Origin of the sequence: Bradyrhizobium sp. McL0616, from assembly GCF_049993385.1 — a bacterium.
GTDB lineage: Bacteria > Pseudomonadota > Alphaproteobacteria > Rhizobiales > Xanthobacteraceae > Bradyrhizobium.
The window spans coordinates 7,521,777-7,548,442 of record NZ_CP188255.1 but is presented as its reverse complement, the minus strand read 5'-3'; the positions used below and the strand labels follow the sequence as shown (position 1 = coordinate 7,548,442).

At 59.0% G+C, this 26,666-nt stretch carries 16 protein-coding genes and 2 pseudogenes; 8 read left to right on the top strand and 10 right to left on the bottom strand.

All coding sequences use genetic code 11. The annotated features are described in order from the left end of the window. Positions 1-95: 95 nt before the first annotated feature. The 4 genes from ACPPVR_RS36315 to ACPPVR_RS36300 are packed head-to-tail and all read right to left on the bottom strand — an operon-like array spanning position 96 to position 10,771. The gene (locus ACPPVR_RS36315; protein ID WP_426611295.1) at positions 96-1,796 is read right to left on the bottom strand and encodes a hypothetical protein; all 1,701 of its coding nucleotides are present in this window, start codon (positions 1,794-1,796) and stop codon (positions 96-98) included. A gap of 14 nt (positions 1,797-1,810) precedes the next feature. Continuing rightward, complete coding sequence (locus ACPPVR_RS36310) at positions 1,811-2,788, bottom strand: peptidoglycan-binding domain-containing protein (RefSeq protein ID WP_426611294.1); 978 nt, start codon at positions 2,786-2,788, stop codon at positions 1,811-1,813. Between the two features lie 60 nt (positions 2,789-2,848). Then, the gene (locus ACPPVR_RS36305; protein WP_426611293.1) at positions 2,849-6,544 is read right to left on the bottom strand and encodes a hypothetical protein; all 3,696 of its coding nucleotides are present in this window, start codon (positions 6,542-6,544) and stop codon (positions 2,849-2,851) included. 30 nt (positions 6,545-6,574) lie between these two features. Then, the gene (locus ACPPVR_RS36300) at positions 6,575-10,771 is read right to left on the bottom strand and encodes a hypothetical protein (protein ID WP_426611292.1); all 4,197 of its coding nucleotides are present in this window, start codon (positions 10,769-10,771) and stop codon (positions 6,575-6,577) included. 578 nt (positions 10,772-11,349) lie between these two features. On the opposite strand from ACPPVR_RS36300, the gene ACPPVR_RS36295 reads away from it, so the two are divergent. Together ACPPVR_RS36295 and ACPPVR_RS36290 are read left to right on the top strand one after the other, a co-directional pair. Then, positions 11,350-11,808, top strand: a complete 459-nt coding sequence (locus tag ACPPVR_RS36295) for a hypothetical protein (RefSeq protein ID WP_426611291.1) — start codon at positions 11,350-11,352, stop codon at positions 11,806-11,808. Positions 11,809-11,813: 5 nt separating this feature from the next. After that, positions 11,814-12,923 carry a hypothetical protein gene (locus ACPPVR_RS36290; protein ID WP_426611290.1) on the top strand — a complete coding sequence of 370 codons (1,110 nt, stop codon included), beginning with the start codon at positions 11,814-11,816 and terminating at the stop codon, positions 12,921-12,923. Between the two features lie 279 nt (positions 12,924-13,202). Here the strand turns inward: ACPPVR_RS36290 and ACPPVR_RS36285 are convergent, their stop codons facing one another. From ACPPVR_RS36285 to ACPPVR_RS36275, 3 genes and pseudogenes are all read right to left on the bottom strand, one after another. Next, positions 13,203-15,389 carry a hypothetical protein gene (locus ACPPVR_RS36285; protein WP_426611289.1) on the bottom strand — a complete coding sequence of 729 codons (2,187 nt, stop codon included), beginning with the start codon at positions 15,387-15,389 and terminating at the stop codon, positions 13,203-13,205. A gap of 47 nt (positions 15,390-15,436) precedes the next feature. Beyond that, a complete protein-coding gene (locus tag ACPPVR_RS36280) occupies positions 15,437-16,546 on the bottom strand; it encodes a hypothetical protein (protein ID WP_426611288.1) in 1,110 nt (369 codons plus the stop codon). A gap of 121 nt (positions 16,547-16,667) precedes the next feature. Further along, positions 16,668-17,020: pseudogene (locus ACPPVR_RS36275) on the bottom strand (hypothetical protein); the annotation flags it as partial. Positions 17,021-17,411: 391 nt separating this feature from the next. Between ACPPVR_RS36275 and ACPPVR_RS36270 the strand changes: the two are divergent. The 3 genes from ACPPVR_RS36270 (at position 17,412) to ACPPVR_RS36260 (ending at position 21,281) form a co-directional block, all read left to right on the top strand. Further along, positions 17,412-17,729, top strand: a complete 318-nt coding sequence (locus ACPPVR_RS36270) for a transposase (protein WP_426616255.1) — start codon at positions 17,412-17,414, stop codon at positions 17,727-17,729. A gap of 672 nt (positions 17,730-18,401) precedes the next feature. Continuing rightward, on the top strand, positions 18,402-18,581 hold the full coding sequence (locus tag ACPPVR_RS36265) for a hypothetical protein (protein ID WP_426611287.1): 180 nt from the start codon (positions 18,402-18,404) through the stop codon (positions 18,579-18,581). 1,071 nt (positions 18,582-19,652) lie between these two features. Beyond that, the gene (locus tag ACPPVR_RS36260) at positions 19,653-21,281 is read left to right on the top strand and encodes a hypothetical protein (protein ID WP_426611286.1); all 1,629 of its coding nucleotides are present in this window, start codon (positions 19,653-19,655) and stop codon (positions 21,279-21,281) included. Here the strand turns inward: ACPPVR_RS36260 and ACPPVR_RS36255 are convergent. The 3 genes and pseudogenes from ACPPVR_RS36255 to ACPPVR_RS36245 form a co-directional block, all read right to left on the bottom strand. Then, positions 21,211-21,840, bottom strand: a pseudogene (locus ACPPVR_RS36255) (IS3 family transposase); the annotation flags it as partial. The gene ACPPVR_RS36260 and the pseudogene ACPPVR_RS36255 overlap by 71 nt on opposite strands. A gap of 205 nt (positions 21,841-22,045) precedes the next feature. Next, positions 22,046-22,885, bottom strand: a complete 840-nt coding sequence (locus ACPPVR_RS36250; protein ID WP_426611285.1) for a class I SAM-dependent methyltransferase — start codon at positions 22,883-22,885, stop codon at positions 22,046-22,048. 193 nt (positions 22,886-23,078) lie between these two features. Continuing rightward, the gene (locus tag ACPPVR_RS36245; protein ID WP_426611284.1) at positions 23,079-24,581 is read right to left on the bottom strand and encodes an MmgE/PrpD family protein; all 1,503 of its coding nucleotides are present in this window, start codon (positions 24,579-24,581) and stop codon (positions 23,079-23,081) included. Positions 24,582-24,986: 405 nt separating this feature from the next. Between ACPPVR_RS36245 and ACPPVR_RS36240 the strand changes: the two genes are divergently transcribed. The 3 genes from ACPPVR_RS36240 to ACPPVR_RS36230 all read left to right on the top strand — a co-directional run bounded on the left by ACPPVR_RS36240 (position 24,987) and on the right by ACPPVR_RS36230 (position 26,283). Then, positions 24,987-25,436 carry a hypothetical protein gene (locus tag ACPPVR_RS36240; RefSeq protein ID WP_426611283.1) on the top strand — a complete coding sequence of 150 codons (450 nt, stop codon included), beginning with the start codon at positions 24,987-24,989 and terminating at the stop codon, positions 25,434-25,436. A gap of 131 nt (positions 25,437-25,567) precedes the next feature. Continuing rightward, positions 25,568-26,089, top strand: a complete 522-nt coding sequence (locus tag ACPPVR_RS36235; protein ID WP_426611282.1) for a hypothetical protein — start codon at positions 25,568-25,570, stop codon at positions 26,087-26,089. Continuing rightward, a complete protein-coding gene (locus ACPPVR_RS36230) occupies positions 26,080-26,283 on the top strand; it encodes a hypothetical protein (RefSeq protein ID WP_426611281.1) in 204 nt (67 codons plus the stop codon). Before ACPPVR_RS36235 ends, ACPPVR_RS36230 begins: the two co-directional genes overlap by 10 nt. Positions 26,284-26,666: the final 383 nt, after the last annotated feature.

Below are 26,666 nucleotides of genomic sequence, written 5' to 3'. Positions count from 1 at the left end.
TTGGCTACTCGCTCAGAATCGAGAAAGAGAACTACAGGCGGATTGCGTGAGCAACGCATGCCAGGCGTTGCGACGCCACGATCGATCGTTATCGGCTATTTCGGCGAGAAGAAGTCCTTGTCGACGGGAGTCGATCCAGTACCAATTCGATTTCTCGACAGACCTGGCGGCGTACTGGCCGACGCGATCAGCACATTCTGGTTGCCGCTCGAATCGAAGCGCAGGTCGTGGTAGCCAAAGCCTGGAAAGGATGGAGAGTCGAGCAAGTCAGGATTCTTCAGAACCGGAATTCCTAACAGGGTAAATGGCTTGAGGCGATAAGCGCATGCGAACCCGTGAACGAAGAACTGGGTGTAAGCCCCGTTCTTTGGAGCGTGCCACATTGGGGAATACCAAATCACCGTCGAATTCGGGTCGAGCGGCCCAGCCGGCGGATCGGAAACATCCTTGCCCGGATTGCCGAGCTTGATGCGCAGGGACTGGTCCGCAGGAATGAGCGGGGCGCCCGCTAAACTGTTGGGCTGATTCGCCTGCGGGTCGAACCCCCGAAAGCTTCTTCTGAAGTTCTCTGCATCGGCAGGTGTAGGGAAGGAGCCGTCCTTCACGCCCTGGGGTATGCCCACTCCCCAACGCCAGTGCATGTGGATCACTTCATCTGCAGCGATGGGAGCCTCGATGAACTTGGGGCTGTTGCTATTGGTGCCGGAACTGCTTGTCGGATCGTCGAATCCGACCCAAGGATGAATGTGAACGTTATCGAACTCGCCTTGGCCGCCAACGCGCTGACATTGCAGCAAGGAACTGCTAGGGCTGGCTGCTGTGAACGGCTTTGTTGAAGCAATCGAGCGTGGAAACACGACCGCATCGAACGCGATCTCGGTACTGACGTCAGGCTCGCTGTAATCGAAAACCCGGTCCCAAAATGGCTTGTTTGGCGCGAAGAGCGTGACGACAGAACCTGGCTGTCCAGGGATGCCGCGCGAGAGGTCATTAGTATCAGAGAAGATGCTGACGACATTGGTGTCGCGCAACGCCGAGTTCGGGAACTGAGGAGCAGGGCGGTGTTGATCGGGACGTGTCAATCTTGGGGCGACGACCAATTTGAGATCCGCTGCAAAGGAAGGCGGCGGAAATAACTTCGGATCGCTCGATGTGATCGATACGGTCATTACTGGCCAAGCCTTTACGGCCACGACGGATCCGCTGGGTTCGATATCTGCGTCCGGCGCCCCGAACAGATACGACTGGCTGATGGTCACAGTGTACTTGATATTCGCCAGCAGCCCTGCAGGACTCTTGTCCGGTAGTTCGAACGGATTGAACATCACGCAGGCGCCCCACGCGAATTTCTTGTTGTCCGCCGTCCGTGTGCCTTTCTGTGTCATCAGCGCACCTTGCATGCATGTGCTGTCGGGCAAGGTCACGGCGATCGTCTGAAAAGGTGCGGGTCCCCGATCGACGATCAGCCGGAGGTTTCGCCATTGCATGAACTCGACCACTTTGTGGACTTCATCCGACACGTTGGCCTGGACAAAGCGGACGTTCTGGACAGTCAGGCCGTCCGACGGTGAGAGAAACCACTCTGCCTTGTAAAACCCTGGCAGGTCCGGCACATCTGGAATCCCGGGCACGCCGGGGAAGATTTGCGAAGTGACGTTAGTCAGCGGGCCACCCTGCCGAGGAACTGGAAGGAACCCTTGAACGATCTTTGTACCGGGCACGCGTTGCACGTCCTTTTCGTCCTGATCCCAGACGATCTGCGTTGGCTTGCCGCGGTCGGTGATCATCTGCGCCAATTTTGTTCTCCTATCTAAGCTGTGAGATCCACAAAGCCCGGGACGATCACGCTTTCCATGGCCGTCAGCAGCAACACCGTTGCTCCGGTGTCCAATGTTGGCTGATCGTCCGCTCCGCCGAACGGCAATCCGTCGAGGTCAGCGATAGGGTCGGTTGACAAGGTGATACGGCATTGCTCGTTCACAATTGCTGCGACCATCCGCGCGCGTGATGACATATACCCGAACCACGCGTCGGCATCCTCGACGGAGTCTGCAAATAGGGGATCCTGCAGGCGGGTCAGCAGCTTGGCTAGGAGATTCTGGTGATCGCGCATCGCCGCAGCCACGTCGTCAACGAAGCTTTGGATGCGCCCGACCTGAAGCGCGGCCGCAAAGGAACCAGCCTCCTGGATGCTTAGTGCCACGGCAACGATCACCCCTTGCAGCGCGGCTCCGAAAGAAGCTGTGTAGCTAACCGCATTCGCGAGCACGAAACTGCTGGCATCTCCTCCGGTGAGCACCAGGTCGGCAGCACCCTCCTCGCCGGCTGGGACGGTGAAATAGATGATCCGGCCGTCGGGAGAGATGGTGACATCCCTTGCTGCGCTGCCGCCGACCGTCACCAAAAGGCCCGACAGTTGCGCGTCAGTTGGCGCTTGGCCCGCAACCGTCGCGATATCGTCAAGACCGACGGACCACCGCACCGCCCCCTCGATCGGCAGCGATGTACCTGAACGCACGCCCGAGTCTGGATTGACGCTCTCAAGAAGCTGACCCCAGGTGAGAGGACCGATGATGCCATCCGGGACCAAGCCACGGCGTGTCTGGAATTCGATCGTCGCCTGCGTCACTTCAGTACCAAAGACACCGTCTTCGGTGAGCGGACAGGCGTTCAGGCCCGGACGGCCGGCCGACGCTTCTCGTGCGTCTGCAACGTTGAGGTTCCGCTGCGCCGCGACGACTGTCCCGACGTCTGGGCTTCCGCTTGATATTGTCGGTGGGACTGCCATGGCAACCGTATTCCTCTTGGCTGACTTCTAACCTTTCCGGGCCCGGTCATTCACTCTCGGTTACTCGTGCGGTGCCGGAAGAGGAGCGTGGTTGTCGACCGCGATCGCAAGCCCCGGATGAAGCCGAGCTCGCGGTAGTGGAGCGGTCTCCGGTGGACAGACAGCGTGCACCGGCTCGAGAGGCGACGTGCGAAGAATGCGGCGTGAGCCGAGTTCATCGGTCAACGGCGTCTTCTGCGGCACCGTCCCCTCCGGCATCAGCTCGACCGCCAATATGCTCAAACGGGAATCTCTCGAGAGAAGGAAGTGGTCGAGAGCGCCGCGTATCTCTTCGTCGGTGAAGAACGCGCTCGCGCGCACATCTCGTGACTGTGAGACGTTGTCGTGGGTCCGGACCGCATTGCCTTGCCGCGTCACAAGCAGAATGTTGCGCCAAGCAAGACCGTCCGCTTGCCTGGCCTGCGCGTACAGCAGAAAGTACATCGACGTGTTGCCGGGCAGATCGCGTAGCCTCAAACGCTTGCCTTCCGCGGTGACCGAAGTCGCCAACGGCGCGGAAGCCAGAATGCCGGAAGCGTGGTCAGGCGGGCCGACGCGGCCGGCAGCGCAGTAGAGCGTCGGCGCCGGGTGCTGGACGCCAGCAACCCGCAATGGGCGGCCGAAGCGCGCTTGAGCGGTCGACCATTCGCCGACGTGGCCAATGCGCAGCTCGTAGGTCCATAGGCCAAAGAGGGCAAGCGAATTGGCGTCCACGCCGTCCGGTAGCGGCAGCAGGAAGTGTTTGGCAGAGCCAGCGGACGGCAACAATCGAGTCATCGCGGCCAGTCCGGCATCGTCCCGCGATTGCCCCGGTGCGATGAACCTGATCTTTTCATCGGGCAGCGAGAGTGGAGGTTCGTCTGCAACGTCTGGCAGTGCGGAGAAAGGCGCGAGCAGTGGGTCCTGCGCATAGGCAAGGATCCGTGCGAAGATGGCATCGTTCGGATCGGCCACCGGCTCGGCCAGTTCGAGCCAGAGCGCGCGCCGGCGCGGCTGTGTCGAGGAGTAGTCATCGGCCGCAAGGTAAGGCGTAAGAGCGACGCCAGCCGACGCCAGCCGCGGGATCTGCGCTGGGTTGACGGTCACCGGGAGGCGGAGCTCTGTTACGTCTGTGGGGGCCACCGCCGCGCTGCCGGTCAGCTTCGGCCTCAAGTGGTACCGGATGCGGAGTTCTGTCGGGAAGGTTTTTGGCGATGGCTGTGGATTGACTGCGTCGAAAAAGACCAGACGAGTGATCTCGCGGCGCGCACCTTCGTCTGAAGGTGCAAGCGCTGCAGGAGTAGCAGTCCGGCGCAATTCGAGAGATCCGATCGGGCCCTTTCCGGTGTCGTCGCGCTCCACGGCTATTCCCTCGTCCGCCAGTCCATCCCACGTCCAGTCGCGGGCGAGATCGAATCGAATGGCGACGATCCATTGGTGCGCGAGCTCCTCGCGGCTCGCGAGAGTGATGGCATTGTGGTCGCCCGAGAGCGTGTGGCGCAGGAACCGCGAGGCGGCGACCACCGTACGCGAACCGGGCCGGCCACTAAAGGTGAGTTCCTTGACGTCGAGATCAAGTTGCTGCGCCAGCCGTGCGGCAGCGTCCGATCCAGGTTGAAGGAAAAACGCCTCGGCACCGTGGGCCCCGACCGGGATCAGAAGATCGTCTTCGAGAGACGACTCCTTCCGCGTGGTGAGGTCCACCGTGATACCGATGCGAGCCGCATCACTGCCGAAATAGTCGGGCGACGCCCCCTTGCACATTGCCGAGAGCCGGATGCGCACATCCCTCGCGGTCGGGATGGGAAGAACCAGTCCCGCCGCTGGCGCGACGAGCGACGAAATCGTACCGACGTCGACATAGGTCAAACTGATCGTCAGCGGTACGTCTTCGGCGAGCGGGTCGGCCGGTCGCACGGGAAACGCGCGCTCGAGTTCGTAAATCACCCTGAACGCGCCGTCGAGCGGAGGCGCTCCTCCGTCATCGGGTGCCAGCGAACGCGCCTCCACAATGATGTGCAACGTATCGACGTCGGGATCCGGCAGTCCGAAGATCCCCGCCGGCTCACCCGGTGCCGTCGTGACGCCGAGGCTAATCAGTTGGCGAAAACGCAGCAGGTCAGCATCGCCGAGCCCGGTGAAGCGCATTTCCGGATATCCGATCAGCGGGCGCAGGACGTCGAGGACAACGAGGGGCGCCGTCGCGGTCGCCGCTTGGGGGGCGGTGCCCGCAGCCGGCATGGGCGGTCGCGGTGGCGTGGTGGCGATACGCACTGCCTTTGGCGGGACATGTCGTTTGAAGTCCCAATGGGAGATGGAGGCGGCGCCCGGGTGCTCTGGCTGGTCGGAGACGAGCGGTCCTCCGCCGCTAATGTCGGCCAGCCGCACGCGGACCGCATAACGGCGGCCGTATCTCAGATCGACGGTAGGCGCGAGGGCGCGCAATGATGAACTCGGGGGAGGGAGCCCACCGCCGGTCATCTCATGAACGACCGGATCGTCGGCCACCATCGAGCCGCCTCTCCACTGCGCGAAGTAGCGCGGCAGCCAGGCATGGTTGTCGTCCGGGCGGTTCGCGCGCACGGGTGTTGGTTCGATCATGCCTTCAAACGGCTGCGGCCCTTGAAGTGGCCCGAACGCGAATTGCTGTGTTGCCATGCACAACGAGGCCCACGTGGAGCCCGCGTCGTCACTCACGTCAACCCTGTAGCCGAAGACTCCCAGAGGGACCTCGGCAGGCGGATCAGTCGCCGCCTGGCGGGCGCGCGCGATGTCGAGTTGGCGGTTTTGCCAGGTAGTGACCTGCTCGTCGTCCCAGCCGATCTGGATCCCAGCATCTGTCGCCGGGCTCAACGTGCCGTGGTCGCCCGAGGCGGCATCGAAGGTGGTCGGCTGGTCGCAGTGCACGACCGTCGCGAAACCGTCGTCGTAGACTTGCGCCTCGAGGTCCGCCTCGTCATAGGCCGCAGGATCGCCAACCGGCGGAACCACCGGAAAGAGAACGGCTGCAAACAACCGGCGCGGCGACTTGTGGAGCGGCGGCAAACGCGCCGCGTAGGAGCGAACCAGCGCAGGGGCGGCGGTAGAGTCGGCGCTGTAAGGAGCATCGCCAGCCGGATCGATATGGACGTAGACCCAGCCACCCTCGATCACGTCGGAGGGATGGACCGGCAAGGAAACCTGGTAAATCAAGCCCAACTCCCTGGCCACCCGGGGCTGCCTTAGAGCGAACGACAGCAGAGCTCCCCAGCTAATCGTGCGTGGCGGCTGGCTGCCGCGACGTGTTGCACCGGGGTCTTGCCCGAGCAGGCTGCAGCCGAATTCATCGCCGACAGTCGTATCCGCGCTTCCAGGCGCATCGACGCCTGCGGCGGCAAGATAACTTGGCGGCAAACTCTTGCGAACACGCACATCGGGCCCGAGCACTCTTTTGATTGGTTCCGGATCGATCGGGTAGGTCCCGAGAAACGTGCCGAAAAGCGCGATCTGATTTGGCGGAAGCGGGGTCGAAATCGAAAACGGCACTGCAGGCGACGCCGGTGCTGGCAACGCGTCCAACCCGGGTATCACGATGGCCTGGAGTTGCAGTTCGGTGCCGGCGAAGGACGGGCCGGTAGGCGTCAGCGCAGCAAGCGGATCGCCGACCGGGATCACGACGATGTTGAGATCGAGGTTTCCATTGCCGTCCCAACGTTGCGGGAAGGCGAGTATCGACAGACGCACATCGCTGAGAGACATCGCAATCCTCCTGAAGGAAATTCAGGGCGTTTATGAAATCGGAGACGTGAGCGTCTGCTGGACATGCCACGAACCGTCGAAGTCGATGCTCGCAACCCAGCACAGTGACAAGTGAATGCCGACCGCGACATCCGCAAAAAGGGTGAGTTCATGTGGAATCGGCAGGGCGTCCGGGGCGATGCCCATCGCCGCAGACAACGTGATCGTGGCGCTCGCCAAGCCCTCCAATACGTCGATCGCGGCCTGGCCGGTCAGGATGATCTTTAATTCCAGCGGCGCGACTCGATTGTCGACTTGGAGCGCGAGCACCACGGACGCGCTGCCGGAAGCGATCCCGACATCGATCGCCAATCCGACTCCGATGCCGCCCAGAATCAGGATCGTCGGACGGCCATCCTGCGAACCGACCACGACTGCACCCGTGCCGGACAAGGGTGAGACCAGCCAATGGAATGGCTTGTCGGGCGTCCCAATGCCGACTTGGAAGCTGACCGCAGGCGGCCCGAGCGACACCGTGAGGCCGAGGTCCATTCCGACATTGGTGATCTGGCCCAGGCCGAGCGGAAGATTGGGTAACGTGAAGCCGTCACGGATGGTCAGCCTGCCGTCGGAAAAGGAAACGTCGAGGTTCGCGCTTCCGCCTGGTAGCATCTTTGCGAGTTCTTGGAGGCGGGTGAACACCTGCTGGATCAAGCTCATCGAGCCACCGAAGTGAACGACGAGATCCTTGTAGTTCGGTGCCGACCGCGAATCCGCGTGGATTGAACCGGTTAGACGCAGAAGCGGGTCACTCTGGGTCCCGAACGGAGGGAGGACCAGAAGGATGCTGACGGTGCCGATGGCGACGGTCCAGATGGGCGATCCGCTCGGCTCGATCTCGAAGTCGACGAATGCTGCCTGACCGTCTGCGTCGGCGTAGTCCAGCAGGATCTTCACCGGCGTGATTTCCAGCAGAGTACGCGGAGGGACGCCCGCTAGTGAAAACCGGTGTCGTTGAACCGTGAGCGAATCGCCGACGAGGTTGATCTGGGGCGGCTTGTCGAACTTGAGTGCGTTGGTCAGGTCGGGGAACACACCGGTCGCATTGAGCAGAGATGAAACGTCTGCAAGATGGGGCGGCTGGCCGAGGTCGACTTGAGAACTGCCCTTGGCCACACGCGGTTGCCGGAAGAATGCGCGCTGGGTTCCCGTTCCTTGAATCAGTCCGTATTGGGTTGCCTGCGGGGCGGTGAGACGATCAATGTCCTGGGGGTCCGCGAAATGCCAGTCGGGATTGCCGTTCTGCCGAATCAAAGGAACGGCGGCGTCAGGCTTGAGCGCGTTGGGCGCGGTGTCGCCGGGAGATAGGCGACCGACGCTCCACGAGCCGTTCGATGGCAGGCGCGGCGTTCCCATCAGCGTTACCACAATTTCGGGCGCTGCGGGGGTGTCCGCGGTACTCACACCGACGCCTGTTACCCGTACCAAAGGGCCGCCGACGCCTGGACCACCGAGATCGACGGAGCAGGCGAGTGCGCCGCCCACCGGCCGGTCTTGCATCAACGTGCGAAGCTGCGCGGCGCTGATGAATTGTTTGTTCGGCTTGAGCTGCATGAAGCCGTTCATGCCTTTGCTTGGCACTACGGTCCCGGTGCTGCTGTTCACACCGCCGTCAGGAACACCCAGATCCGGATTGATCAGGGCGTCGGCATCGAATGTGACGGGTTGGAAATCAAGTCCCGGCGCGGTCGAGTCAAGGACTAGTTCTGGACCCTGTTCCTTAATGTTGTGAACATTGGTCACCCGAGTGACCGCTCCCTTGTGGGAGACGATGCCGGGAGGCAAGTCGAAGTTACCGTCGGAGAGCGCGAGCCAGCCGGTATCCGATCGCAGGATTCGGCCGCCGTCCTGGCGCGCCATCGTGATGGTGCGCACCGTGCGAATAGCCCACGGGTAGATGACACTGACGACCTGAATCACTTCGTAGGAAGTGCGTCCTACAATAACGTCGAAGCGCGCTTCCGCCACCGCGGGGACGCCGGCATCGGTAGCGGTGTCGAGCCAATCGCTAAACATCGAGTTGCCATAGCCGGAAATGTCGACGCGTCGGACCGGGACCATTCGGTTTCCCGCGCTTGGCCCGAACTGACCGTCGAAAATGCTGAACACGCTCGAGCCCAGCACTTGCTTGGCGCCAGGGCCAGCGGCGGAGACCGATCCGGGGAAGCCAGCAATGAGCGATGTCGGATTAGGGGGCCGCAATGTGAGTTGGTGGCCACCGATCATACCTTGGTCGAACGCCGGCATGACCAGCTCAAAGGCTGAGCCCTGATCGCGGATTGAATTCGCAGGTAAAGATGCGTCGGCTACCAGGCCGAATGGCAGCATGAACCTCATGGCGGCGGACGCGCCTGCCTTCGTCATGTCGACAAATGCACTGAGCACCGGCAGAGGTTCGACTGGCACGAGACGAACCGATTCAACCCTGATGACCGTCGGCTGGCCGTCGTTGGGCGGCGGGTCGATCGTAATCGCGGCATCATTGAATTCGACTGGCTCCCACGAGACACCCGGCACCGTGAAGAGAGCCAGCGAAGCACCAGATGCGCTCAGGATCGATGCATCTACCCGTGCGCCGCCTCCCTCGATCATCCGGACGCCGAAGAGATCGGCGTTTGTCGACACGTCAAGTAGCATATCGGGCTGTCGACCAGACACGACACCCGGCGTCGGTCCGACCCCTTTGGATGTCACCTCAAGCGTCGCTGCACCTTCCGGGCTCCATTGCATGGCGACGGTGAGCACGTCCACGATCAAGTTGCTGGCGCGTCGCTGCTCAGACGTGCTTGCCGCATATGGGTCTGGCAGCGTGGCCACCACGTCAAACATGGGAAACGTCAGCCGAAGCGAGCCCGAGCGCAATCGCGCGTCATCGATCGGGCCAGTTGCGACTAGCGTTTGCGGCCCATCCACGATCAGCAGTGCGTTCTCGAGAACCAGTGAATGGCGTTCGGGGTGTTCTGCGGTGGTCTGGTTACCTATGACGTAAGCCGAGATTCCAGCCGTCGTACGCGTAACGGCGAGCAGGGCCATCGGAAAACTCAGCCCGAGCCGTGTACCGGCTGAGGTGAGCGGACGATCGACCGAGGCCGTACAGGCACCGAGAATTGAAACTAGTTCTGTGGAAACTTCCACACGCCAGAGTACCTGGTCGCCAGGTTTGGCAGAAAAGAGAATGCTCGATGTCCGAACACCCGAGACTCCGCCTTGCTCGTCCCAAAGTTGAACCTCCGCCGTCAGGTGCTGGGCAAGTTGGCCGGTCAATTGCAGCAAATCGGTCCCTACCGAAATCGCTACGCCTCGAACAGGTGTTCTCAAATTCAGCGTAGGAATCGTGAGGGCAATTCCGTCGCCCAGGATCAGCCGAATTGCCCCGGCACCGGCCGCTTGGCCCAGGTTCGTCGCGGCGGCGAACGCCACCGGGATGGCCCACAAAGCCGCGCTGATAGGCGCCATCCCGTCGACCGCGGCGATCACCGAGTCAGATGCGACCGGGCTGAATCGCGCGGTGTCCGGTGTTAGAGGGACGGTCAGGTCGTGGGTAGCGTTGTCGTAGGCGACGGCCCCCGTAGCAGGTGTCAATCCGACGCGAACGCCAAACGCAGTGACCGTGGCTGCACCATTTGCCGACAGCGAGACCTTGTCCGGGGCCCACACGATCAAAATCGATTTCGGAAACTGAACTGAAACGTCGGTCGGTTGTTCAATTTCGAGCTGCAGTGTCGCCGTCGCACCGACAGGCAGATGGGCTTTGAAATCGGTGAAGGTCACGTCCATGTCGACGGTCAGGGTGCCGCTCTTAACTCGCAAGCCCGCGAACCCGCCTGAGGATCCAACGGCCAGTGCGCCCGAAGCAAACCAGACGCTACCCGCGCCGATCGCAAACGATCGTCCTGGCCGACTCCGCAACGGCAGGTCAATGGTCGCCAAGACCGTAGGGTCGTCGGCGCGAACCACGCTCATCTGAACGAGCGGGTCGATCCAGCGCAGTTGCGCGGGTAGACGATCGACCGTGAGCATTGGCGGTGCCACGGCAGAGACGACCATTCCGTGCGCCCACTCGGGGACCCCGCCGTCAGCCTCCAACGTCGCGGGCAGCCCGGAGAGAAAGGCACGGTTCGCTCCGGGTTGGCTGCTCCTGATGTCCTTCGTAGCGGTCTTGCCGAGTTGGTTCGGTTCGAGAAGCACTGAAGCCGCTACAGTGCCCACGTCCTGGCCCCCTTCGACGGCAGACGTCAACCTCGCGTGCGCAAGGGTAACGTCAGTTTCAGCCGCCCCTGGCCCCGGTGAGAGATTCAGAGCAAGTCCAAGAAGGGCCTGCCTTTGGTCACGTTCCACCCCTGACGGATCGCTCATCTGCTGCCCTCCGGCCGCCCTGCGAGCAGCGATGCTAGGGCACTACCGGAAGTTTTGCTTGTCCTAAATTTGGCAGTCCGTTAGAGCGCACGTAAGGATGTGCTTCAAGACAATGCCGCGCTTGCAGAGTGCTTCGCTTGGGTAGACACAACTCGCGGAAATCTCACAAAGAAATTCTATCGAGGGCTGAATCGTCAGTGACGATTGCTGCGGCGGTCCTTTGCTCCGATACGTGCGGACAGCTCCCATGCTTCCATCAGGAAAAGGCAATTTCGAACCGTTGTGGACCAATCAGCTTGGGGTTGGTGGGTCAAAATGTCACGCTAACCGCGCTAATCGCACCTAAATGCTGTGGCCGATCTCTGGTTGAGCTCCTATAGTCTCGGGCACCTAGCGTGGAGGACGCAACCATGGACCCGGAGGAAAACCTGCAGGCGCTCCTGGAGGACCCGAACAGCCTGGATTACGCATTTAAGCGATTAGCCGATCTCGATCCGGACAGGCCCGATCTCGGCGCGGCGGAAGAGTCGGACGAGGCGAGGATCGAGGGAGGGCAGAGCTGGTGGAACCGGCACAAGGACGACGTCAGGATGTTCGTGTGCCAGAGCAGCACTATTCGCAAAAAGGGACCGCTTACGGTGGTTCAGGCTATCTTCGGCACCCTCGCACATGTTTTCGGAGGGGCGATTGCGACATACGCAACGGTCATTCTCATCAAGAAGCAATTTGGTTCGACGATCAACGATTTAGGCAAAGACGCCATCGACGCCTGGTGTGGTGAAATAAAGCCCGCGAGGACAACTCGAACACCCAAGCCGTCGAGGACGAAAGAGTCAGCCAGGAAACGCACGTCGGCCGAGAAGAGTTGAAGCGAATGCCGGACGATCAAGAGGCTGACTTTTCCCGGACGATCTCCGATCCTCCGCGCGGTTGGCCTTGGTCCTGGGTTGATCCGCGTCAATACTGTAATAATCCCAATATGCCTAACGGCATGGTCGCCGCTTCCAAGATTCTTGCGGATATTCTGCCAATCATGAGAGGCCTGTTAAGTCTGGAAGAAGAAGCATTTCCTATCTGCAAGTACGTATTTCCAGGGCTGACCAACTATGGCGGGTTCGGCGGAAGCGCGAGCTATCTCAGTGACCGCAGCGGCTACGCCGTCGCGGTGGAGGCTTCTTCTTCCATTCAAATTCTGCTTGCACTCTTCCGGTTGATGGCCGAGCCATCGACCTTTACTTCACTCAAGTCAGTTCGCCAGCTTGAGCTAAAGGTGCCGCTCGGCCTTCCACTGTTGCCGAAAGGAGGCGGGTCGGAGTTCGGCTGGATCGGTCATCAGAACATCAAAGCTCCCGCGTTAGCCGAGGATTCGAAGCTCATGGGCAATCTTAGGCTGTTACATTCACACGCGCTCACGTATCTGTTTCTTCATGAAATCGCCCACGTTATTGAGGGCCACATCGAGTTTTGCCGAGAGACCAAGTACAAAGCACTACAAATGCGACGTCAGAAGCGTGAAGAGTTCTTAGGCAAGGAATTGCAGCCACTTGAATTCCTGGCGGATCAGCGAGCGCTCTATCTGGGAGCGTTGCACATCCTGCACTCCCTGTGGGAGAACCCCTCGATCGAACGAAAGCATGAAGCAGCTATCGAGCATCTGACGCTGTTCGGCATCGCAGTGGGAATTGTTTCGTTGCTCTACGAGCACTATTCCGGGCATTCTTACTCACATCCTCCCGCGTCACACCGGGCCTTATATATTCAAGCAGCCGTACATATCGATTTGCCGCAGTTCAAATTATCTGATGCTGAAATCCAATCCGCCCTCAATGACGGAATAGAGCAAGCCTCCCATGGATGGGACTCACTCGGTTGGCCACGCAATCAAGACCTGCCCAACGACGTGGACAGCTTTCTGGCTCCATTGATGGACGTTTCCTCGCGATGCGTTAGGCCTCAAAATCCGCCAATGCTATCGCTGACGTAATGAGGGCGAGTGCGGCTCGCGCCGCAACGGGCTCCATGGAACGACCGCTCATGGCGGCGATTCGACTCAGCGAAGTCTGAGATCGGAAGCAGCGTAAAGTGCGGGCCAATCGTGCAGTGACTTTGGCGACTTGCGACTTTCCACGCGGGCAACGATTCGAGTCTCGAAGCTTCGCCGGGACAATGCTCGACGATCTAGCTTCGTCGGAAGCGGGCTCGCCCCGACGAACGAAGAAGCGCCGCCTAAACGTTGATCTACCCCCGCTTCGATTTGAGCCGATCAGTCAAATGATCCAGATGTTGATGTGGATTCCAGCGTTATAGCAAACCGTACATCCAGACCACGTCGACTGGCCGATGATTGAAGGGCATCCAGCAAAGCGACAAATCTGATCGGATTCGTCATGCCTAACCCTATTAGCTCTTCTAGACCTGCATTATCGGTGACCAGATCGCACAAGAAAGGCAAGAGGGTTTCGAGCTCGCCCGGGCTCAATGCCCATAATTTATCGTCAGAAATTCGCTTCAACATCTCCTCAGTAGATGCGCAGTGGACCGTGAACCATCTTGATGCGAGATACCCGCGCATAAGGTCGTGTCGAAACTCGTATCGTCCGTCTCGCGTTACGACAATTCTAGCTCGCTCAAGTGGCGCTATCAACTCTTGAGTTAGCTTATCACTTGTGCCGAACGATCTCTGACGTGCAACAAGCATCTCTGCGGCGATACTGCAGATAACACTGTCGTCGAAATCAGCAAACTCCTTAGCTTGCGCCAATATCGAACCGTAAAGTGAGGTGCGATCACTAGGAGGCTTCTTTCCCGCCTCAAGTACATTTGCTAGAAGATAGACGTCGTATCCGGAACGCAAATCTTCAAAGAGGCTTGGGGCAATTCGCGCCGTATCGCCTTTCTCCCCTTCTTGTCGCCCCAAAAGGAGTTTCAGCAACATCCGTGCTGCTTCACCACGGATCAATGGAAGTACGTACTCTACAACCGATGGCTCTCCCAGAGGAGTTTGGGACGTCGCAAGAATGCGAGCCTTGTTCTCAGATAGTGCATAGGTTCTGTAATGTTTGGTGACGTCCGCCTCATTCATTCCGTCGAGGATTATTAGGAAGTCCCCGCAGGTAAGCAATCGTTGAAAAAACTCACCATCGCTGAACCAAAGGCCATAGCGCCGAAGGGAGAGTCGCGCCGATTCAGGAATCCAATCTGCACCCGGCTGCGCCGAACTATACCGGACGCGGACCAATATGGGGACGAGCCCAAATTTCTTCCATGCCGCATATAGGGAGCCTTGTTCAAAATAGGATCGCATCAGAACGCGGCATAGCTCGGACTTGCCCGTGCCGGACTCTCCACGAACCCACGCAAGCGGCGTCTCCGCCATTCCGCCGAGGACGCCATCAGACATTATCGATTTGCCAGGTCGTCCGTCAGAAGCCGTTCTGAGCGTTACCGGCAAATAGCTGCGAAGATCAGTGTATTCTTGCTTTGCTAGGACGAAATATCTTTGGAGTATCCATAGTCGAATGGGTCGAAGGTACAAAAGAGTTGGCCCGAAATAGACGCCAATTCGTCGTAAGACCGGATCCGTCAGCAGCTTGAAGCAGAGCTCTGACCATCTTGCACCCATCAAAAGGATTACGAAAACAGCGACGTTCAAGACAGCGGCAGATATACCTACCCGCTTGGCGAGCTTGATCCAATCGACTTCATATATTCCGATATGAACGTTCTTACGATAAATCCATCGCCTTCCGAACACGTCGGTGAGCGAGGCTTCGACAGTGTATTCACCCTCGTTCCCAGGCAGCGAGATGATCGACTGAAATCTATTGTAATTGGATGCGTCCACAGTGACAGGCTCGGCAAGCCTCTTTCCATCTGGCGCAATCAGGGCGCTATGGAATCTGACCAACTCGTGGTTTGCCGTGCATTTGTAGTCTCGCACCTCCCAAGTCAGTACGATATTCTGAAAGGGCGCAGCTTGATCGGGCGTCCCTTTCAGGAGTTCGACTTCAGGTCGCCATTCAAGAGTTATGTCAAGCGAGGGGTCGAGTGCAACCAAATGACCGTTAATCTTTCGAATCCCTTCAACCGGTTCGTTATCCGACGCGATTGAGCCATCGACATTAGGCTCCGCATATTTGTTGGGATGAACTTCTTGAAGTGATTCTGAGTCCAGACTTGTAAGGAGATAGCCATCGCCGCCTATCCTGACGAAGTAACCTGACGAGCCCAGATGGACCGCAAAATCTGATTGCGCAGGGTAGGAACGTGGAAGTCGATACTGATGGACCTTTCCCGGGGACTTTGCATTCAGCATAACCAAGGTGGCCCCGGACAGGATCCAGAATGCGTCGTCGCTCGATATCCATTGATGGTCGGTCATCTTGAGCGCGACCGGTTGAGGGCGGCCCGAATAATTGACGAGGAAGAGGTCCTGACCTGAACTGTACACTATGAAATCTCGCGACTTGGCTGAGAACGTCGCTGGAAACTGACGGATCAATGTGGCCGTGGGGGCTCAGATTCTTCCACTCGAAAGAGCTTCGCATCTTCGGTAGCGACATACGAAGCTCCCTCGAAATCCCAAAGTGCGACAACTTCTCCTCTAAATTGAGACACTTCGTCGAACTTGATGGGGACCGACTTTGCCGAACGATAGAGGCGTCCCGCGCCCGATGCCCAAAGGAAAGCATCGCTCGATGACACGTTCGACGCGGAAGCTCCGACGTCTTCCAGCTTCCTATCCTCCAGCGCTACGCGCTTGAGTCCAGCACCCACACGAACGAGCATAAGCGTTCCAGCTCGATACTGGATGTTCGATGGCTGGTCGGACAATGCACCGCTGTCGCCGTTTCGCGGGTCGAGCCAAAAGAGCCCTCCCGGGCCGGCAAATAGGACAGTTGATGGCGTGATCGCCAGGCCATCCATTATCGTGAAGTCCGTCAGAATAGAGCCCGCGGGCACGGACAGCTGCGACGCAACGACAGAGAAGCCGGCTCCTGGGCCAAAGGCCAGAGCGAGATCCGCATCCATGGCTTTCGGAAGGGCTCGGAACGACCACGAACCATCCCGGACCTTCGTCAACTCCAAATCCCTTGCACTTAATCTAAACAGCCCGTTCTCAGAAGAGAGCCAGAGCACGTCGCCAGTTTTTGCGTAGGGCTCAGGGAAACCGATCCACAGCTCTTTTGGAATTGAAAGATTCGGGAGGGGAGGGACATCGGAGGACAGGTCCCTCATGGGGAGATCGAACGTCTTTACCTGGCTTCCTTTGCCATCGATTACGCTGGTTCGATCTTTTCCAATGACGACGGCATACGAACCGAGCTTGATAAGCCGCCCCCAAATGCCTGTATCGCTCGGCAATTCACCGCCCTTCGATTTGTTGCCCCAAATGGCCGTATTGTAATCACCGAAGGAACTCGATGAGAGCTGAATGAGCCGAACACCTTCGAGGTTGACCTCCGCGACAATCGATTTCGACCCACCCAAGTCCGCAAAGCGGTCACACTTGTGCTGTGCCGGCAGATCCGCTGAGTGGCCAGTAGATGATAGACCGCCCGCTGCCATGAAGAGCGAACACACCGTCGCTACCACGGTGAGGGCCATTCGAGGGTGTTGGCTTGAGGACATTGAGCTAATGGTTGTTCTGGGATAAGCGGCAACGTCCGATTGTTATAGCAAACCGAGTGCGTGCGACAAAGCTCACAGGTAGAGCGATGTCGCGGTATTCGAAAAGCGGCCGGCAGCCGTCCTCTTCGTGACGCCCAGTCCGCTGACCGCACGTATTGTCGAGCAACCTCTGGCCGACATCCTTCCAGGCGGCCTGCAGGCCGTATGTTCGGACGGCATTGACCGTCTGGATCTCTCGACGGTCCGTCCGCGAGGGCGATGGCCCACCCTCAGAATTTGCTTGGAAATCTGGTCTAGCTGCAGCTCCCTCGGCCAACCCGCATCGGCGTCAACGCACGGGTAGCGCAGGATGGCTTTCCAGTATTCGGGAGGCAGTCCCGAAACGTCGATGGGGCAGACATTTCGAGTCTCGTAACATTCGAACCCCGAACAATTCGAGTCTCGAAGCATCGATCCGGCTGAAATCACGACCCGTCCCGACGGGGGCGCGGTAGCTTCAGCGCGTTGACCAAGAAGCAGGCTCAGGGTACACAACATGGTATCTGAAATCGGCTGCGGCTCTCTAAAATTTTCGCGACTCAATGGGTTAACTACGGGAATGGGGTTCGCTCCCACTCTCTCCGCCATACAGGCCGAAAAGTTCTTACTTTTCAGCGCTTCCCCAAATCAACCACCTGAGGGCCCATATCCCAGCCCATACTCTCGAAAAGGCGGTTAACGACCTTTTTCGTTGCGCGTTTCGTTGCGCGGTGCAAACAGATTTAAGAGCGAAGCCATCCTTTCTACCAGGACGAACTGCCGCTCCGTGATTGTCAGTTCATCCTTGCCTCAAGCCAAGCTGATGGAAACGTCACGAGTTGAACGCAGGTTTGTCGTGTGTTTCGGCCTGGGGGCCGACTGCGATCGGCACCAGGATGCGATCCCCGGTGTGGCCTTGGCCCAGCGCTGGCGGCGAGTGTGGCCGATCAAGAGCCTTCCGATCCGGACGAGGCCTCTTAGCCTGGACTGGGCTCGTGCCAAGCAGAGTTCGAGCGGGGGCAATGACAGGCTTGGGAGCATCAGCAAGCAAGGCGATCGCTGTTTGCGTAGCCTGTTCACGGCTGGCGCGCTTGCCATGATCCGTTATGCAAAGATCCATGGTACCGATCATCGACCCTAGCTTACGGGATTGCTGGCGCGGCGACCGACCAAGATTGCCGCCATCGTGCTTGCCAACAAGCTCGGCAGAATGGCCTGGCGATGATGGAGAAGGGCGAGCGCTGCCAGGAGCCGGCCGCGTTGCGGCTTAAATGAGATCGCGCCGGATATCTGGCAGCGTGCTTCCGCGAATGGGGTAGCCGCAACCGACGGCGCAGCGATCGAATCCACGACGGCTCTAAGCTCCCCAGGTTTGAGAGCGCCGACCTGATGACAAAAGGCCGCTTTAGTTGGCTGCCTATTTTATTTGGAGCTCGTGATTCACCACTCCACCGCAGCTGACACTGGCCTACTTTGAAATCCCGAGTGGCCCTTGAACCGTAGAGGCCCGCCGCCCGACCAATTCTTACTGGGGGATTGCAATTTCCAGTTCCAGCGCAGCGCCACTGAGCATTATTAGCTTGGTGGCGTTCTCGTTAGGTGGCCTGATTTGATTCTGAGAGTGATCTATTTCGGCCAGTACCGCTGAGGGTCTGTCATGTTTCCGACCTCAGTGGCCTAGTTTGATTTCGTGAGTGGCCTGTTTTGAGTTTCGGGCGCATAAGATGCGCCCGTGCCGGACCCGTCTCGCCAACCTTGCCATGCGCTCACCCATTGCCCAGCTTGCGCGAATCCACTCCGTCTGATGACTTCCATGCTGGACGTCAAAACCCGTCGGATGGTGCACTACCGCACTCAGGCGGGTCAGGCTGGCGTGTCTCCGCAAATGGCGACGGTCCTCAACAATATCGCCCGCAGCTTGCCGGGCCTTGCAAGCCAACACGAGGTCTTAGCCGCCATTGGTGACGAGGAGCGCCGCCAGCCTCGCAGTTAATTCGACTCAGAGTGTCCAAGGATGAAACTCGGTTTCTCCGGAGGCCGCGATGCAGGATTATTTGGGGCAGGTCGAGAAGCTTCGGAAAGATGCGGCCGAGTGCGCTCTCATTCGCATCTTGCAACTGATCCGGCTAAGTGCGCGCTCTTTGATCGCCTAGCAAGCCATCTCACAATGCTCGCGGATCAGGTTGAAATGGCGACTGGAACGAAAGAACGGCACGAAGTAAGTCGCCGCAGTTGGCCGTCCTTCTTAGTTCGCCTCATTGCGGGACACTGTTGGACAGAGGTTTATCGTTCGCGAGCGCGCGTCGCAGCAATTCCCTAACGGCGGCCGGGCGGCTTGGAAGCCGGTCGCGGAACCAGAAGTCGTCGATCACTGCTTATCTAGTTTTGACAATCCCACCTGAAGGCGGAAGGTGCGATTTTTCTGTCCCATGAACGCCCACGCCAAGCCTAAACCGTGCGACCTTCTGACCAAGGAGGCCGCCTCAGTTGGCGACCTTTTCTCATGCCGTAGCCATTTCCCCTTATGGCCTTAGCCGAACCACGGTGATCGTCGGCTATCAGCGTCAGCGAGGCGTAGAGGTTCATCCATTGTTGTCACTCGTTGCCAACGACGGCTGACGATTGACGATGCGAGCGCTGCCTCAGTTGCTGATATTTAAGACCGAAAGCGACTCTCGACGCTCAGAAGCTGCGTGGAACGAACATGAAGGTGCCATCATGGAGAGTGGCATCTCGGTCGAATATGCTTAGCTGTCTTCTGAGACCCGTTTAGTGCGAACCAAGTAGTTCTTGACAGTCTGTTGATAGGATCTGCGCCCGGTCGCCGTCGTAACTCCGGCATCGTTCAAGCGCCGCGCAATCTCACTGTAAGATCGCCGCAATAGATCCGCGTCCAGTTTTTCCCTGAGTTGAGATGCAAACTCGTCAGCCGCCCTGCGATTCTTGGCCGCGCTTCCTACCAAGAACTATCCGTCCAGGTGTGTGAACTGCCTCTCACAGTGGAATCGCGATTGCGCCTATGGTTCCCAAAGACGCGGTGTCATTTGCAAAAGGATCTTTTCGGATGCAGACGCTTGGGCAAACTGCGCATTTCAACATTCAGTACGACGAAACCCTGATCGGTCCTGACGGCACCCCGAATGCAATTTCGCGAGCTCAGCGAGTGATGGGAGTATGTGAGGCCGAGTTCGGCATTTTGGCCAGCTGGTACAAGATCACCGACGGATTCGGCCCGGACAATCGCATCACCATTCAGATCGTTGCGGACTTTGCCGCTGGTGGGGCAAGCAACAACGGATACAAGGGAAGCAATACCGTCATCAAGATTGGCAACCAAACGTCAAACGCGAACGCTGTGGCTGCGGGACAGAGTAGCTGCATGTCATTGGTTGCTGAGCTGGTGGAGGTATTCGCCAGCTATCGCAACCAGCACGGCAACAGTGCGTGGAACGCATCTAAGAGCGATGGCGAGGGGCTGTCACTACTGTGCGCCAGAGAGCGGTTCGGCACAGGTTATGCTCTGTTCTACGGCCCGCCATGGGTAAACAGATGGTTGCAGTCGAGCCGAGATACGCAATGGATAGGGGCATCGGAAAACACGGACAAAAATCCGGTCAGCTTTGGGTTGTCGCTCTTGTTTCTCTACTACCTCAAGAACCAGCTGAACCACTCGATTCCTGACATCATCGCCGCGGGAGGAGACAACCTTGCGCAAACCTATCAAAATCTTACCGGTAAGAATGACGCGGCCGCGGCCTTTTCTCAGCTAATCAATAAGTATTTTCGGCCGGGCAGCACGCCACAGCTTGCGACTGAGAATCCATTTCCACTGCTGGAAGGATTGAGACGAGATGTGAAGCTCTCAGTAGATTCGGAGCCGGAAGGCAAGCCGTTCCGGGTAGATCAGGGCCTAGTACTCACGTCGCCTTTCTTCACCTGTCCGAAAGACGTCTACCGCTGGTACCTCGACAGTGCACCGAAGAAAGTAACTTGCATTGCTGCCACGCGAGGGTTTGGGCTACCGATATACCGGTGGCGAGTCAACGGAGTCGACTTAAATCCGCCGGCGCAGCTGGAGCAGCCCAACGTGCAGGGTTCGATCACAGTTCAGGCTGCAGTTACGACCGACCACGCGGCCCAGCCCGCTACGTCTGCGTTACAGGACGTGATTGTAAACTATGGCGTCGGAGAGGACGACTTCACCTCCAATTTAGTCTTTGATTTGCCGGGGGTGGTTGGACATGTCGATCTGTCGATCGAGGCGAGCGCGAGCGAGCGTTTTGCCTCAAGCGATGTTAGCTGGAGTGCCGAAAGCCTGACTGTCGACAACGAGATCCTGCACTGGGAGGCACGGTACTACGCCGACAGAGGCCGCTGCATGAAGCCGTTCCTTGACGTTGCGGCACGCTATATCCGGTCCGACGCGTTCTTCAGTCTGGTGAAGACGCTGCCTGATCCTCCGCAGGAATACACGAGGGTGATAAGGGAGCTGAAGCAAGCTGCGGCTGGGATTGCAACCCTCGCCCAGCACGCGCCCGACCAGGCGCAAGAGTTGCGACATGCGATGTCATCGGCGCTGGGTATCACACCCGCGGTGTTGCACGATCTGGGCGGTGCGAATATCAGATCCGCGACGGCACCTGACCAAGCACAGGAGAATGTTGAAAGCACCAAGGAGCAGGAAAGCGAGTAAAACTCCAATGGCTGTAGTCGAAGACGTCGGCCTTGGCCTGGTCCCGTGATCGATACACCTTACGCGCCGTCCGCTCGGTCTTCAACGACGAGAAGAAGCTCTCCATCGCCGCGTTGTCCCAGACGTTGCCGGAACGACTCATCGAGCAGACCACGCCGTGATCAGCCATCAGCCTCTGGAACTGTTCACTGGTGTATTGGCTGCCACGATCGGAATGATGCAGCAGCGCGTCCGGCTTGCCCCGTCGCCAGATCGCCATCACCAGGGCGTCGGTGACGAGCTGGGCCGTCATCGCTGCGTTCATCGACCAGCCAACCACACGGCGGGAGAAGAGATCGACGACGGCGGCCACATAGAGCCAGCCCTCCGCCGTCCACACATAGGTGAAGTCAGCAATCCATTTGCGGTTGGGAGCGGGAGCTTCGAAGCTGCGGTCGAGCACGTTGGGAGCGACGGCGGCGACCTGCCGCTCACCCAGATCCGGCGGCAGTCGACGCCGGCGCGGGCGCGCTTTAAGCGCTTGCTGCCGCATCAATCGTTCGATCCGGTGCAGGCCACACAACCATCTGGGACGACAGTGGTGCTCATGCGCGGGCCCTATGCATTGACTGCGTGGTCGGAAACGTTATCGCATCATAGCCTTCGTTGGATCTGCGCCCAGGTCCGCGCTGGGCCCACAATCGGAAGTCGTCGCTGGCTCAAGTACCTTTCGGTTCACCCTGCCACAAACGGACTCATGCACTAAAGCAGCGCTGCGGCGCGCCTTATTGATATGCCCGAACGATGTGCGGACCGGGTCCAATCGCAATGTCCCGTCTCAGGTCCCCATAGAGGCGCTCCGCTATTTCAGGAAGACCCAGATCTTCAACGGTTTTGAAACCCTCGCCGCGCAACAGTTCGAGCAACTCGGCAGGGTCGAAAAGACTGACCCAGGGCTCACCACCGCCCGCGGCTCGTTCTGCGGTAGCTATGACGTTAGCGCGGCGTTCAACAGGATAATTTTGGAATGGCTCGGCGTAATCGAAAACGACGACGGCTTGCGGTACCTTGGAGACGAACTTTAGAGTGGAAGAGACCCCTTCTTTTGTCAGATACGGCACAACGCCAAGCCATTGGAAGAACGCAGGCCGGTCCAGTCTAAACCCCGCTCTCGTTAGGCCCTCCGAGAGGCTTTCCTGCTCGAAGTCAATGGGCGCAAAGATAAGCGACTGCGGCTCGATGAGATCTGCGGCCTTTATCCGCTCGCGCTTCCACACTTGTGTCGCAGCGTAATCGACTTCGAATACGCGGACCCCGAGATCGGCAAACGGATTTCGCAACGAGAACGTGTCAAGGCCCGCACCCAGCACCACGATCTGGCGCATGCCGGCCGCAACGCAATTTGCCATCGTATCCTCGGAAAACCGGCTGCGCGCGGCGATGAACAAACGCCATGGCAGAAGCGATTCATCGGCCGCCATTTCATTCAGGGAGGCCGCTGTCCGCTCGTCCAGAATTCTCGATGCGAACGGGTCTTTGAAGATTGCTCCGCCTTCCAACATCTGATGGACAGCGCGATAGGCCGCCGCGCCCCGAGCCGTCTGACTGGGCAGTCCAGAGCGCATGTCAGCTATCCTTCTTTGGCATATTTAGCATTTTATGCTCTGGCGCAGCCAATGTCTCCGTTGGGTCAAAACGCGAAGGGTGGCTATCTCGCGGCCGGTCAGCTTTTCTCTCGGAAGCAGACGTCGGCCAACACGATGCGCAGGTCCCCGACGGGCCAACAGCCGACATGGGCACGACCAGAACTGGGCAGGTTCACGTCGGATTTGGTTTTCCAGCGCCCTTGAGGGCTCCGGTCAATTCTCGGACATCCTTCAGCTCTTCGAGATTGTTGACGAGTGATATGATGCGTTCAGCGCCGGCCTTGCTAACGACGGGGACGGCGAAGTTCATGAATTTGCGTTCGAGCGACGACCTTGAGAGCGGTCGTTCTGCGCCACCTTCGGGAACCTCCACGGTCTCGCGCAAAGACTGACCGTCCGCGAACACAATCTCTAGGTTTGCGCCGCGTCCCTTGGGGAGTTTGGCGATGAGTGCCTCTCCGGGCTTCACCGACGTCTTTCCCACCAGCGCCATTACGTCCTGGGCTCGCCAGCGATCCTTCTCGAATTGAGCTACCGTCACATCGCCGTCGAGAAGAGCCAAGGCAAGACAGACGGGGAGACTGTGATCGGCGGTACCCTTTGTTTGTGGCCGGAATTTCGCGGGATCCGCAACGCGCTCGATTATTCCGGGATAGGTCTCAACCGTGATCGCCCGTATATCCTGTGCGCGGTCCTTGATCTTCGCAGAGAGCGATGCGCCAGCCTCTGCCACGGCTTGCAACTCGATTTGAATGGGGAAGCGTTTGAATGCCACCCTAGGCAGCCGGTATCGCGCGAGCTCAAGGTCAACGGCAAAGCCCTCCTTGGCGGGCTTCATCTTCGACGCCAGCCACTCCAGCGTGCCGGACGGGCCGGTGAAGCCTTGCGCGGCAAGCCGTGTTGCGAAAACGCCGTCAGCCGCCGTGGCGGCAAGTCCCATGGCTTTCATCATGCTTATCGCTCCACTATTGACGACAAAACTTGTGAACCCACGAGCGCCCGATATTCCAACCGCGTTTGCGATGGCTTCCTTGGGAAGTCCCCAGATCTTGCCCGCAATTACGGGAATGCCGTAGGAGGCCGCGCACAACGGATGGAAACCTCGCTCAATGAAGGAAATGGCGTCATTGACACGCATACTCGCCTCGTAGCCAGCAACTATCGCCTCGACAAGATCACGGCCGCTTCGTCCACTCTCTTCGCAGAGCGCAAGCGCCGTCGGCAGCACCTCGCTTGGATGAAGCGGGTCGGTGCCGATGTATGTGTCGTTCAGGTCGAGGGAACGGACGAGAACGCCATTGACGAACAGCGCGCCTTCCACGGTCGCGGGTCGCGGATAGCCGATCACTGTTGCAGTATTACCGTCCCCGAAAGTCTTTCGAATGGTTGCCTCGGCGATATTTGCGGGCTCGGACCCTACCGATCCAAAAGCGCAGCCGAGAGTATCGAGAAGAACCCGCTTGGCCGAGGCGACGACGTCGGCGGGGAGAGCTTCATATCTGATAGAAATCGCAAATTCGGCAAATTTCTGCTCAAGCGTTGCTTTCTGTTCATCGCCGTTGCTGCCAGCGAGTGCTGCACCGACCAAACGATAACCGTCAGTCCGAACGCTCTCCAGAAGGAGACTTGCGGAAGTGGTACCTGCGGCTAGCTTCAGAAAATCTCGGCGTTTCATGATTGTCCTCCAATATGAAATTGCAGAAATGCTACCGATCAGTATGAACTTCGTTAGCGTCGAGACTCTTAGGCGCGAAAGGACGCCAAAGTGCGCGTATCTTCTATGCGCCGACGAACTTCAAATATGGCCGACAGCGACGGTTTTGGAAAGCTAGGGATATTGGCTTCGGGTCAGAACGCGAAGTGGTGGCCAGCTCGCGGCCCGTCAGCTGATCTCTCAGGAGCATACATCGGTCGGAGCAGTGCGGAGGTCCGAGACGGGCCAATAGCGGCAGTCGTCCCGCTTGGACAATGCGTCGGATCTAACCTCAAATGCAGACACCAAACGGAATGGGCGGCGGAGGCTGCTGCATGGGCTGCCAGCGCGAAGCCAGGCCAGCGACGGATGCCGCTTGAGAAGTGGTTGGCCGCCGAGAAGTACGACGAAGCAGACCGCAGCGTGAAGCCAAAGGCGAGGGTGGCCGAAGGCATTGAGGAGGGGGCGCCCAACATGGGACGGAAGCAAGACAGCGGTTCCTACGCGGCCAAGATGGCCGAGCATGCCCGCAGGATTGGGCGCGCCGCCATCGTGGTTGATGCACCACGCAATAAGCCACTCACGGTGCTTGCCTCTGCGATAGAGCAGCGCGGCGGCGACAAGTGGCTAGAGTTGGATACAAGTGGCGGGCGTGTAGCGATTATGCTGGAGGCCAGTAGTTCGGCCCTGCAAGAAGAAGGGCAAAAGCACTTCGGGAGACTCTGCGATGCCTGCGGTGTCTCGGACGTCGAGGATAGCTCTGACCTGCACGGCTCCACGTTCATGATTGCCGGCGACTCATTTGGACCGGTGACGGTGGCGGACATGGCGGGGTAGGTCACAACCTCCCAATCTACATGGCCCAGACCGGTTTGGGCCTCGCACGCTAAATTCCGCGATATTCCGGATTATTTTTAAGAGCCGCCCAAGCGGCCCGACAATGCAGCACACCACGTCAAGGAGGGCTGATGCCCGCACACGCTAACGACAACGGCCCAGTCCAAGCTGCAGACTTCCCTGACACGCCAGAAGGACGTGCCGCCCGCCGCGCATGGCTGGCCACCGCACCGGCCACCCACGCAACGCATCATGCTCAGCCGCCCTGCGTCACGTGGGCCAAGCGTGAGAAGGACGAAGTCACATTCTTCGGTCTCAGGCTCTGGCGCAGCCTGAATGAACCGCTCCGCATGGCTGCGAACGATAATGAGCCGGGTGAGGAAGATACCGAGCAGGGCGAGCAGCCTGTCGCCCCCAACATGGATCGAGAAATGGTTGACGTGTCCGCCAAGCAGCTGATCTGGGCCTTCAAAAACAATCGGACGCGGTGGGTCGAAAACAAACTGGTCAAGGTTTGGAATGGGCATGCATGGGTTAGTCCCGATGCCGAGTTCGGCGAGGTACGCAAACGCAAGAGCGAAAAGGCCGACATCGAGCACTTCGACGCAGAGATGCCGACGTGCAGGTCGAGTTGGCGCGGTCAATGGATCTAGAGCGGCTGCGGGGCAGGTTGGGCCGCAAGGCGTGCGTCATCCTTGATATGGCGGCGGGCGACAACACTCTTTCCGAAATAGGCGAGCGTCTGGGTTTTGCCGGCCAATATGCGCGGATGGCCGGCAAAGAGGTCCGCGCGGCGGTGGCTGCACTGAACGCGGCGCTGGGCGAAGAGGAGAGGGTGGCGGCGTAGGGCCGCCACCTTACTGGAGGGCGCTAAGCCCGACGAGTAAAATCACGAAGCCGACGATTGCAATTCCAAGGCAAACGCGCGCTTGGAATGTGTAGGTCTCGACTTGAGGGTCTTGGATACGGCGCTCCATCTGACTTCCCCGGGCTAGATTTTCCCTGCTCCGGAATGGAATTAAAACTCCTCAAGAAGCGGGTGAGTTCCGTCCCTGAAGTGGCCTCAATTGAGTTTGCGCCGCAGGTTACGGATGATCTCGCGTAGGTCAGCCGCATACTCCTCAATGATCCGTCGCACCCCCTCCAAGCGCGACGTGGCTTTCTTGTCCTCGCTCTGTTTTTCGGGGCCGGCATGGGCCGAGGGTTGGCCGCGCGGATGCGGATACCCGT

Coding starts and splice junctions, on each gene's coding strand:
- ACPPVR_RS36310 (WP_426611294.1), bottom strand. CDS start 2,788: ATGGCAGTCCCACCGACAATATCAAGCGGAAGCCCAGACGTCGGGACA.
- ACPPVR_RS36305 (WP_426611293.1), bottom strand. CDS start 6,544: ATGTCTCTCAGCGATGTGCGTCTGTCGATACTCGCCTTCCCGCAACGT.
- ACPPVR_RS36295 (WP_426611291.1), top strand. CDS start 11,350: ATGGACCCGGAGGAAAACCTGCAGGCGCTCCTGGAGGACCCGAACAGC.
- ACPPVR_RS36290 (WP_426611290.1), top strand. CDS start 11,814: ATGCCGGACGATCAAGAGGCTGACTTTTCCCGGACGATCTCCGATCCT.
- ACPPVR_RS36280 (WP_426611288.1), bottom strand. CDS start 16,546: ATGGCCCTCACCGTGGTAGCGACGGTGTGTTCGCTCTTCATGGCAGCG.
- ACPPVR_RS36270 (WP_426616255.1), top strand. CDS start 17,412: ATGGAAACGTCACGAGTTGAACGCAGGTTTGTCGTGTGTTTCGGCCTG.
- ACPPVR_RS36265 (WP_426611287.1), top strand. CDS start 18,402: ATGCTGGACGTCAAAACCCGTCGGATGGTGCACTACCGCACTCAGGCG.
- ACPPVR_RS36260 (WP_426611286.1), top strand. CDS start 19,653: ATGCAGACGCTTGGGCAAACTGCGCATTTCAACATTCAGTACGACGAA.
- ACPPVR_RS36250 (WP_426611285.1), bottom strand. CDS start 22,885: ATGCGCTCTGGACTGCCCAGTCAGACGGCTCGGGGCGCGGCGGCCTAT.
- ACPPVR_RS36245 (WP_426611284.1), bottom strand. CDS start 24,581: ATGAAACGCCGAGATTTTCTGAAGCTAGCCGCAGGTACCACTTCCGCA.
- ACPPVR_RS36235 (WP_426611282.1), top strand. CDS start 25,568: ATGCCCGCACACGCTAACGACAACGGCCCAGTCCAAGCTGCAGACTTC.
- ACPPVR_RS36230 (WP_426611281.1), top strand. CDS start 26,080: ATGGATCTAGAGCGGCTGCGGGGCAGGTTGGGCCGCAAGGCGTGCGTC.